Here is an 8,749-nt window from a genome sequence, read left to right as displayed (position 1 = left end):
ATGAGGAGTGGTTTAAAAACCGTGCTCAGTGCGGCAAATCTCACCCCAGCCCTCTCCTTAAAAAGGAGAGGGGGCAAGATAAAACCTACTGAAACGGCACGGTTTAAATGCTTCAAAACCGCAGTCAAAAATGGCGCTGAGCGAGAGGTTCGAGACCTATGGCTCGAATCCCGTGGCGAAGGCACCGCCTAAGCGGCGACATTTTGCGGTGGATAACGGAAGTAACTGAAACATGTCCGCCCAGCTAGCGGAGCGCGCAGTATCGAGCCGGGGATTCTCAAGGGGCGCGGCGATAGGCGCCCCTTGAGGCCGGTGTGGCGGCAGCGCACGGTTTTCCCTTTCTTTTCAATTTGAAATCAAAGAAAACTTTTTTAAACACCTCTCCTAATTCCCCGAATCTCCCCCTAATGCTATGTTTCGTCCCGGATTTTCTAAACATAATTAAGGGAAACATATGTGGTTCTTACTGGCTGCATCTTTACTCGTACTCCAATTTAATAAAAAACTGTCCATTGCCCTGTTGGTGGTTGCCTCCGCTATTGGGGGATATACCCACGTGCTTGACTGGCGCGCGCTGGCGTTCTTGGTGGTGCTTGCCGTTATTGCCGGGGTTTACTGCAAGTCCAACTGCAAGACGCTTCGCACTCTGCTGGAACTCTTGCTGGTGCTGGTATCAGTAGGGCTGACGCTGCACTTGATCCCCGGCTTCCATAATCTGAAGGTGTTGGATGGGGTGAAAGTTGGGCCGGAAAGCGCGCCGTTCTCGATGTATTACAACTTCGACAAAGCGCTGGTGCCTTTTATATTGCTGATCTGTTTGAAATCGCTGTTCAGCACGCCAACTCATTTGCAGGCTAAATCTTGGCAGTGGCTGGCGTTGGTGGTGGCGGTGCCTGCACTATTAATGGTGGCGGTGGCGCTAGGCGGGTTGAAGGTGGAACTTCACCACCCTGAGTGGCTGTTCCAGTTCGTGCTGGCGAATATCTTCTTCGTTGCGCTGGCGGAAGAGGCGTTTTTCCGCGGCTACATTCAGCAGCGTTTAGCGTCGGTGATGCACCCGGTGCTGGCTCTGGTGATCGCTTCCTTACTCTTTGGTGCGTTGCATTTTGCTGGCGGGGCGCTGCTGGTGATTTTTGCTTCCCTTGCAGGGCTGATATATGGGTTAGCATGGATGTGGAGTGGCAGGCTGTGGATGGCGGTGCTGTTCCACGTGGCGCTGAACCTCTGCCAGTTGCTGTTCTTCACTTACCCGGTGCTACAGCACATTAAACCTGTATAAAAAACTAAAGCCTCTGTAATGACAGAGGCTTTTTTACACCTATTTACCTCTGCGATGCCGAAAGCCGCTGTCTGGCAGCCTGCGCCGCACCTCGCTCCGCGCTGCGATGTAACACCCAGCCAAAGATCAGAATGCTGAGAGCACACAGCAGGAACAACCCACGGCCCCACAGCGGATTCGGCACCAGGGCCATCAGCAGCAGGCCAGTGCCCATGTACATCGAAATCTTGCCGATTTTGTCTCGCTGAAGGCGGTCAAACTCATCTTGCTCGTCATCGGCAAACACAGGGCGTTCCATATCGCGGAAGAAGGCGTCGCGGATGGCCGAACGTTCGCTAGCCTGCTCGCGGTAGAACAGGGTGGTCAGGCAGAAGAAGCCGCCGGTAAACACCAGATGGGAGAAGATATTCCACATGATGGCGATATCCAGCATCTCGCGGGCGGTGAAATCTAAGCCGAGCAGTTTTACCAAGTCCGGCGCGGTAAACACGTTTGCCACCACATAAGAGACTAACAGGCCGAACAGCACGGTGGCCCATCCCGCCCAGTCAGGGGTTTTGCGAATAAACACCCCGAGGAACAGCGGCACGACGATCGGTGCCTGCATCAGCGTGCCGACTTTCATCATTAAATCAAACAGACTGACGGTCTGCATGGTGTGCATGTACTGCGCCACCAGAATCACTAACAGGCCATTAACCACGCAGGCCGCCTGACCCACGCGCAGCTGGTAGTTGTCGCTGCGTTGGGCATGGCGATTGACGATTGGCGTCCAGAAGCTGCGCACGAAAATGCCTGAATTGCGGTTCAGCGCGCAGTCCATTGACGACATGGTGGCGGCAAACAATCCCGCCATCAGCAGCCCGACGGTGCCCAGCGGCATGGCGCGCTCGGCGAAAATCAAATACACCGCGTCAGTGGCGTTTTTGCCTAATTCCGGATGAGCCGTGGCGGCGTCGGGGTAGAGCACTGCCACGGCCCACGGTGGGATGAACCAAATCAGCGTGCCGATAAACATCAACACCAGCGCGAACAGCGCGGCTTTTTTGGCATTGAAACTGTCTTTGGCATTTAAAAAACGGTAGGAATCTTGCAGGTTATTAATGCTTTGCACGTTTTTAATGAAGAAGAACAGGAAGCAGGCCACCAGCAGCGTGATGTAGTGCGGGCCGACGTCCGGCCCGGTGAAGAACCCCGAGGGGAACTCGGTAACTAAATTCACCGGTCCGCCTACCTTGATCAAGGCCACCACGGCGCAGGCAATAGAAATAATCGCCACCACCAGCGTCTGCACAAAGTCACTGGCGACCACGCCCCACGCGCCGCTCAGCAGGGAGATCACCAGCACCACCAGCCCGGTGACCCACAGCGTCAGGGTCACATCGTGGTGGAACACCGCGCTGGCAAATACCGCCAGACTGTTTAACCACACCCCGGCGCTGAGAATGCTCAGCGGGATGATCATCCACGTGAAGAACTGCTCATTGCCCTTGCCGAAGCGATGATTTATCGCCTCGGTGGCGGTATCAACCCGCAGTTGGCGAAAGCGGGTGGCGAACCACCACCATGCCACCAGATAGCCAAACACATTTCCGGCGAACACGCTGACCACGTTGAATCCGTAGCGATAAGCCTGCCCGGCAGCTCCGGTGAAGGTCCACGCGCTAAACTGAATCATGAAGGCCGTCGCGCCGACCATCCACCACAGCATACGGCCACCGCCGCGAAAGTAGTGGCTGGACGAGCCGGAGGCCATCTTCTTGAACGCGTAACTGATCGCAATCATTAACACGAAGTAACCGATCATCACTAGAACGTTAATATCCATCGTCGTTAATCTCTTCGGTGTTGGGTGAGTGTTTGTCCAGAACCTGCTTTTGGTTATCTTTTGCGCATGCTCAGTGAGCAATAGTAGGAGAGGGATTTAAAATTAAAAGTCGGACAAATAAGAAAGCCGTTATTTGTTGCTAAGTTGTGAAGAGTGTCACTTTGTAGGCCTTTTCTGGCATTAGTGAACAGAAAATGTGCCATGCAACGTGGCGAATATAAAAATATTCTGCTTTATTTGTATTACTAAAAGAAAAGTAGACCTGTGCTAACAAGGGAAGGACATGACCGTAATCAGTTCCATTTTTCGACCATCCGCCCGACTGGCGGTGGCCATCAGCCTTGGATTTAGCGGGGTGGCACTGGCTGCCGAACCGGCCTTTTTACAACCCGCACAGCTGGCGGTAGTGAAGCAGCAACTGGCGCAGCATCAGGCGGCGCAGCAGACTCAAGAGGCTTACCGCCAACTGCTCGCGGCGGCTGACAAGGCGCTGGAAAAGCCCAACCTCAGCGTGACCGACAAAGGCATGACCCCGCCGAGCGGCTCGAAACATGACTATCTCAGTCTGAGCGCCTATTGGTGGGCGGACAGTAGCAAGCCGGACGGCCTGCCGTGGGTGCGCAAAGACGGCAAGGTCAACCCGGCCAGTAAGAACGACCAGAGCGACGGCGTGCGTCTGGCCGACTTTACCGCGCGGGTGCAAAACCTGACGTTGGCGTGGTACTTCTCCGGCGAGCAGAAATATGCCGATAAGGCTGCCAGCCTGCTGCGCACCTGGTTTATCAACCCAGAAACCCGCATGAACCCGAACCTAAACTTTGCTCAGGGCGTGCCGGGAATCGCAGCGGGGCGCAACACGGGCGTGCTCGACGGGCGCTACTTTGCCACCCGTATTGTGGATTCTTTGGTGCTGCTCGACGGCAACCCTGCGTGGAAAACGCAGGACCAACTGGCGATGCGCCAGTGGATGTCCCAGTATCTTGATTGGCTGCAAACCAACAAGCTGGCGATGAAAGAGAGCCGCACCGAGAACAACCACGGCAACTGGTATGCCACGCAGGTGGCGGGCATCGCGTGGTATCTCGATAAGCCGGACGTGCTGAAAAAGATGGTTAAGCTGATGAAAAGCAAGCTCGACGTTCAACTGATGCCCGACGGCACCCAGCCCGCCGAACTGGCTCGCACGCGCTCATTCCATTACAGCTACTTTGATCTTCAGGCCATCAGCCTGATGGCGGTGCTGGCGCAGAAAGAGGGCATTGACCTGTGGCATTACCAGACTCCGCAGGGCGGCGGCATTCTTAAGTCGCTGGATTTCATGGCGAAATATACCGACGACGCCGTGCCATGGCCGTACAAATCCCTCGACCGAGTGAGCGTGCGCCCGGTGACCTTGCTCTCTTGGGCCGATAACGCCACCGGACAGCCGCGCTATCAGCAGCAGATCCGCAGCGCCAGCTTCACCTTGCCCGCTGCTAAAGCGCAGAAACCGGGCTATCACGAAGATGTCTCCCGTGGCGCAATTCTTGAAGCGCAGCGCGAGATTTGGCTGTTGACGCTACCGACCTGGGCCAAGGGCTTTGTTGCGCCGACGCCCGCCTTAAAGCCTTCAGAGGGATAACCCATGAATCACTGGCAGCCGCTGTTTATCACCCCGGACGACGCCGAGCAGTTACGCGAACAGCTAACGGCGGAAACCCTGATGGGCCGCGTGCTGCGCAGGCAAATTGCCGAGCTGGAGGGGTTTATGGCGCTGCCGGTGGTGATCCCCGGACAGGGCGAGGCGGGCGGCCCGGAACATGCGCGGCATAAGCAGAATTACCATTTCATCAATCTGGCCGGGCGTTTGTCGCTGATTTGCCAACGGCAGGCGTATCGCGATTTCGCCCTGCAACTGCTCAACGGCTATGCCGACATTTACCCCAATTTGGGACGCGCGGTGAGTAAAGACAGCAACGCGCCGGGGCGACTGTTCCATCAAACCCTCAATGAGAATATGTGGCTGCTGTACGCCGTCGAGGGGTATCATTGCATTCAGCCGAGCCTGAGCGCCGCCGAGTGTCAGAAGATTGAAAATCAGCTGTTCCGCGTGATGATTGACGACGCGCTGACGCTGCACGCCAAGGATTTTGATATCGTGCATAACCACGGTATCTGGTCGGTGGCAGCGGCGGCGATTTGTGGCTATGTGCTGGGCGACCAGCCGCTGGTGGATAAAGCGCTTTACGGGCTGAAGGGTGACAGTGAGAGCGGCGGCTTTTTCGCCCAGCTGTCGCAGCTGTTCTCTCCGGACGGCTACTACATTGAAGGGCCGTACTATCAGCGATTCGCGCTGCGCCCGCTGTTGCTGCTGTCCGAGGCGATCCACCGCCGCCAGCCGGAATTAGCCATCTATCAATTCCGCGACCAAGTGGTGCGTAAAACCTGCGAAGCCCTGATGCAGGTGGCTTTCCCCGACGGCACCTTGCCTGCGCTCAATGATTCCTCGAAAACCATTAACCTGCGCGACGACGGCGCGGTGGTGGCGGCCAGCGTCTGTTTCTCTCGCTACGGCGGCAACCCGCAGTGGATCGCCGCCGCCCACTGGCAGGACTCCCTGTGGGTCAGCGCCGCGGGCTTGGCTCTCTCCAACGCGGCACAGCATACGCCCGCCCAGCCGATGAACTGGGGCAGTTTGGCCCTTAGCGACGGGCCGCAGGGCCAGCAGGGGGAAGTTGCTATTTTGCGCCAGCCGAAGCAAAACGGCGAACTCACCATGGCGCTGCTGTGGTACGGGCAGCACGGCAGCATTCCGCGACTGCACTCGGCGCTGAATCACGGCCACTTTGACGGGCTGCATCTCAGCCTGTTTAGCCACGGGCGCGAGACGCTGCGGGATTACGGTTTTGGCCGCTGGGTGAATGTCGAACCCAAGTTCGGCGGGCGCTATATCGCGGAAAATAACAGTTACTGTAAGCAGACCGTGGCGCACAACACGCTGGTGGTGGATCAGCAGAGCCAGAATTTCGGCCAAAGCGCTGAGGCAGAAAAACGCCACGGTGAGCGCCATTTCTTTGTCAACGAGCACCCCGCCGGACAAGGGATGAGTGCGCGACTGCGTGACTATTACCCCGGCGTGACACTCCAGCGCACCGTGCTGATGCTCAATTTTGCTGAATTCGAAAACCCGCTGCTGGTGGACGTGATGCGCGTCAGCAGCCAGCAGCCGCACCTGTATGACTACTGCCTGCATCACCTCGGGCAGTTTGTGCGCAGTGACAGTCAATTGCGGGTGGCGGAGCAGCTCAGGCCGCTGGGCGCGGACCACGGCTATCAACACCTGTGGGACTGTGCGCGGGCTGAGGTTACTCCGCAAAACTCTATCCTTTATAGCTGGCTCGACGGCCACGGCTACACGTCGCTCATCAGCGCCTTACCCCTCGGCGGCGAGCTTATCGTGGCGCGAAGCGGGGCTGGCGATCCCCATTTCAACCTGCGCAACGAGCCTGCTCTGCTGCTGCGCCAGCAGGGGAGCGACGCGATTTTTGCCAGCGTGATTGAGAGCCACGGCTATTTTGACGAGGCCACCGAAACCTCGCGTGATGCGCGAGGCAAAGTGAGCCGGGTAGAAGTGCTCTCCCACGACTCTGCCAGCAGCGAGTTGCTGATCCACGCTGTGGATGGCCGCCGCCTGCTTGTCACCATTAATAACCAGCAGCAGCCAGTGCGCGGCACGGAGTTTAGCGCCACGTGGCAAGGCTGACCCATTTTCCGACCCTGTACCCTAACTTACCGAGGAGCTTTTATGTTCAATGACTTGAAAGACAAACGCGTGCTGATCACCGGTTCCACCAAAGGCATTGGTCTGGCGACCGCGCAGGCTTTTGCCCGAGCTGGCGCAAAAGTGGGGCTGAACGGGCATCGCAATGACCCAAGCCTGCAAAGCTTGGCTAAAGAGGTGGCAGCGCTGGGAGGCGAGGTGGAGTATTTCGCCGCCGACCTGACTAACACCGCCCAGTGCCAGCAGCTGGTGGAAGCTTTCGTGGAACGCTTTGGCGGGCTGGACGTGCTCATCAATAACACCGGCGGGCTGGTGGGGCGCAAACCGCTGAGCGACATTGACGACGAGTTCTATCAGCAGGTGATGGATCTTAATGCCCGCTCGGCACTGATGGTCACCAAGTTCGCCATTCCTCACTTGCGCAGTGCGGCCAAGCAGAGTGGTGAAACCACCTCGGTTATCAGCACCGGTTCTATTGCCGGGCGAGAAGGCGGCGGGCCGGGGGCCTCGATTTACGCGGCGTCTAAGGCGTGGTTGCACAACATGAATCGCCACTGGGTGAAGGAGTTCACCAAGGACAATATTCGTTTTAACGTGGTATCGCCGGGCACTATCGACACGGTTTTCCACGCCGATAAAACCCAGGAAGTGCGCGATAAGATCTCCAGCGGCATCGCCATGGGCCGTTTCGGCACCAGCGAGGAGTTGGCACCGAGTTACTTGTTCTTCGCCTCCCACGCCTGTAGCGGCTACATCACCGGGCAGATACTGGACGTCAACGGCGGCCAAATGGCACCCTGATTTGGCTTTGCGCACATTCGGGGCGACGAGGACATGCGCCGCCCCGCATCCTGAACTATCATGACGGCCATCTGCACCAATAAAAGGGAATAGCATGACGATGCAGTTTGAAACAGCCGCCGGGTTAACCCGTGGTTTGAACACCCACATCGCTCGCGACATCGCCCGAAAAATTCTCTCCGGTGAGCTGGCCTCAGGCGCTATTTTGCCGAGCGAAATCGAGCTGGGTGAGCAGTTTGGTGTCAGCCGCACCGCGCTGCGCGAAGCCTTGAAGCTGCTGACCTCAAAAGGGCTGTTGGAGTCGCGACCAAAAATCGGTACGCGGGTGAAGGATCGCGCCCAGTGGAACATGCTAGACCCGCAGCTGCTGGAGTGGATGCAGGGGATGGAAGCCACCGAAGAGATTTATCAGCAATTTCTTGAGTTCCGCAAAGCCATAGAGCCACACGCCACCGCGCTGGCTGCGGTCAACGCCAGCAAGGAGCAACGCATCGAGCTGTCGCGCATTTACCGGCAGATGTGTCAGGTCGCCGAGCAGTTTGACCAAGCCCAGTGGGTAGAGATCGACACCCAGTTTCACCGCATGATTTTTATCTCCTCCGGCAACTGCTTTTACGTGCCTTTCGGCAATGTGCTGACCACCATCTTCAAGTGGTTCTTCGAGTATTCCTCCAAAGAAGGCGGCATGTGTTTGCAGGAGCATAAACTGATCTATGAGGCCATTATGGCGGGAGACGAGGGCGCGGCTTATTCGGCGTCGCTGGGGCTGATGAAAGGGCATAAACATCGACTTGGGGGGTGATTTTTGGGCTGGCAGCCCAAGCCCGCTTTTAAATTCAACTTTAAGACCGTGGGCTCGTCGCCCAAGCCCGCTTTTAAATTCAACTTCAAAACCGCGGGCTCGCCGCCCAAGCCCGCTTTTTAAATTCAACGTCAAAACCGTGGGCTCGCCGCCCAAGCCCGCTACTTCAAAACCGTGGGCTCGCCGCCCACACTGGCCCAAAGGGTTTTAAACGAAACCCTTTGGAATCCTGCGTTTTTTGCTGCTGGACGATCGAGGCTGCGCAGGGTGGGATGGTCG

General features: G+C 57.2%; 7 protein-coding genes. 6 read left to right on the top strand and 1 reads right to left on the bottom strand.

Translation table 11 applies throughout. The features are described from left to right. Positions 1-192, top strand: a 192-nt coding sequence (locus GEAM_RS23355) for a hypothetical protein (protein WP_034790604.1), incomplete at its 5' end; no start/stop codon positions are given. Positions 193-454: 262 nt separating this feature from the next. Beyond that, positions 455-1,279, top strand: coding sequence for a CPBP family intramembrane glutamic endopeptidase (locus tag GEAM_RS08635; protein WP_034790602.1), 825 nt, complete (start codon positions 455-457; stop codon positions 1,277-1,279). 43 nt (positions 1,280-1,322) lie between these two features. On the opposite strand, the gene GEAM_RS08630 is transcribed toward GEAM_RS08635, so the two are convergent. Further along, entirely contained in the window at positions 1,323-3,107 is a 1,785-nt protein-coding gene (locus GEAM_RS08630) for a sodium:solute symporter family transporter (protein ID WP_034790600.1), read from the bottom strand. Between the two features lie 283 nt (positions 3,108-3,390). Here GEAM_RS08630 and GEAM_RS08625 point away from each other — a divergent pair, with 283 nt between their 5' ends. The 4 genes from GEAM_RS08625 (at position 3,391) to GEAM_RS08610 (ending at position 8,470) form a co-directional block, all read left to right on the top strand. Next, on the top strand, positions 3,391-4,728 hold the full coding sequence (locus tag GEAM_RS08625) for an alginate lyase family protein (RefSeq protein WP_051899458.1): 1,338 nt from the start codon (positions 3,391-3,393) through the stop codon (positions 4,726-4,728). Between the two features lie 3 nt (positions 4,729-4,731). Beyond that, positions 4,732-6,849, top strand: coding sequence for a heparinase II/III domain-containing protein (locus tag GEAM_RS08620; protein ID WP_034790598.1), 2,118 nt, complete (start codon positions 4,732-4,734; stop codon positions 6,847-6,849). A 42-nt stretch (positions 6,850-6,891) separates the two neighbouring features. Next, positions 6,892-7,668: an SDR family NAD(P)-dependent oxidoreductase gene (locus GEAM_RS08615; protein WP_034790596.1), complete on the top strand. Its 777-nt coding sequence runs from the start codon at positions 6,892-6,894 to the stop codon at positions 7,666-7,668. Positions 7,669-7,762: 94 nt separating this feature from the next. After that, entirely contained in the window at positions 7,763-8,470 is a 708-nt protein-coding gene (locus tag GEAM_RS08610) for a FadR/GntR family transcriptional regulator (RefSeq protein ID WP_034790594.1), read from the top strand. The last annotated feature ends 279 nt before the right edge of the window (positions 8,471-8,749 follow it).

The organism is Ewingella americana ATCC 33852 (genome assembly GCF_000735345.1).
GTDB lineage: Bacteria > Pseudomonadota > Gammaproteobacteria > Enterobacterales > Enterobacteriaceae > Ewingella > Ewingella americana.
The sequence above is the reverse complement of the archived record's forward strand: the minus strand, read 5'-3'. Positions and strand labels throughout refer to the sequence as shown.

Bases quoted from the DNA above. Each gene is read 5' to 3' on its own strand.
- GEAM_RS08635 (WP_034790602.1), top strand. From the start codon at position 455: ATGTGGTTCTTACTGGCTGCATCTTTACTCGTACTCCAATTTAATAAA.
- GEAM_RS08630 (WP_034790600.1), bottom strand. From the start codon at position 3,107: ATGGATATTAACGTTCTAGTGATGATCGGTTACTTCGTGTTAATGATT.
- GEAM_RS08625 (WP_051899458.1), top strand. From the start codon at position 3,391: ATGACCGTAATCAGTTCCATTTTTCGACCATCCGCCCGACTGGCGGTG.
- GEAM_RS08620 (WP_034790598.1), top strand. From the start codon at position 4,732: ATGAATCACTGGCAGCCGCTGTTTATCACCCCGGACGACGCCGAGCAG.
- GEAM_RS08615 (WP_034790596.1), top strand. From the start codon at position 6,892: ATGTTCAATGACTTGAAAGACAAACGCGTGCTGATCACCGGTTCCACC.
- GEAM_RS08610 (WP_034790594.1), top strand. From the start codon at position 7,763: ATGACGATGCAGTTTGAAACAGCCGCCGGGTTAACCCGTGGTTTGAAC.